The organism is Acinetobacter sp. YH16044 (assembly GCF_013417145.1).
Classification (GTDB): Bacteria; Pseudomonadota; Gammaproteobacteria; order Pseudomonadales; family Moraxellaceae; genus Acinetobacter; species Acinetobacter amyesii.
In genome coordinates, this window is record NZ_VPEK01000161.1 from 1 (window position 1) to 1,197 (window position 1,197).

General features: G+C 41.4%; 2 protein-coding genes. Both read right to left on the reverse strand.

The annotated features are described in order from the left end of the window. Positions 1-623, reverse strand: a 623-nt coding sequence (locus FTV38_RS17720; protein ID WP_180023071.1) for a relaxase/mobilization nuclease domain-containing protein, incomplete at its 3' end; no start/stop codon positions are given. Next, entirely contained in the window at positions 607-1,095 is a 489-nt protein-coding gene (mobC, locus tag FTV38_RS17725; protein WP_180023072.1) for a plasmid mobilization relaxosome protein MobC, read from the reverse strand. The genes FTV38_RS17720 and mobC, both read right to left, overlap by 17 nt. Between the last annotated feature and the right edge of the window lie 102 nt (positions 1,096-1,197).

Sequence of the window (1,197 nt, forward strand, 5' to 3'; positions counted from 1 at the left end):
GTCCTTAAAAATGTTTGTACGTAGTTATCAACGAGCTTGCCAAACTGCTTTTTTGTAAGCGCCTCAAGATCTTGACCTGTAAAAATATTTTTAGCTTGAGCGTTGAGTTTTGCGACATAGTTTGGCTCTTGTGTCGTTTTCATCAAAAGCAGATCATCGGGGCGTGACCACTGGTACTTTGTGTTGAAGTAATCACGTAAAGAATCAAAATGCTTTTCATGGCCGGGTGGGGCAATATTGAGTGATTTACCGCTTTGAATATCTAGGCGTGGTGCTAGAACGTGGATATGCTTCGAGCCGTCATCGTCTGTGTGAAGCACGGCAAAAAGGTGGTACTGTGAGGGATCTAGTCCCGAAAAAGCATGCTTTTCAAACTCGTCTAAGACTTCTTTTATTTGTTCATCTGTCGGACTGTCTTCTTTTGACCATGCGATCACGCCACTGGTGTACTTCCACAAATGTGGACTTGAGTCACAGATGGCGTTAAATGTAGTCGCATCACCACGCAAAACATCAACACCTGCCCGAACATTGCCAAGATGATCGAACTTATCTAAAACATACGCTGAAGCGTGTGCGGCCGATCCTTTGCCGTGATTTAAAAATTTAATATGCACTTTCATCCTCCTCAGCAAGCTGTATCGAAGACAATTGCTTTTTAAGCCTTTCAGGGCTTTGTCTGCTGATTTTCGGAAGTGCAGGAAATACTTGTTCTAACTCGGTTTGAATGCCTTTTAAAACTGAAAAAATGCTGAAAATATCTAACTTGCGTTGCTCTTGCGGATCAGCATTTTTGATGATGTTCAATGCTCGTGCAATTTGGTTTAAGTTGTTCCCGATTTTGGATAGCTCAAGCAGTAAAGCAGGATCTGTTTTTTGATAGCGTTTAACCACTTCAATCACTGTTTTAACTTTGAGTCTAGGCTTCCTTTCATCTTCTTCTGGTCGTCTTACGGTTACAGCATCTTGCATGATTTCCCTTTGAATTAAAGAGAGAATGAAGTCTGTAAAATTCGTGTTCTCTTTTTCGAGGTGCTGCTCAAGTTGTTCTAGCTGTAACTCTGTGAGTCTGAAAATTTTAGTTTTATTTCGCATATACACATCCCACTAACAGGCTTTTGGTTTTGCTTTTAAGTCAACTTTGTTGACTTGCCCATCTTGATGGGCTTGGGGTCTTAGGGGTTTCCCCTAACAAGT

What these genes read in the sequence shown, in the direction of transcription:
- mobC (WP_180023072.1), bottom strand. Translation starts at nt 1,095, where the DNA reads ATGCGAAATAAAACTAAAATTTTCAGACTCACAGAGTTACAGCTAGAA.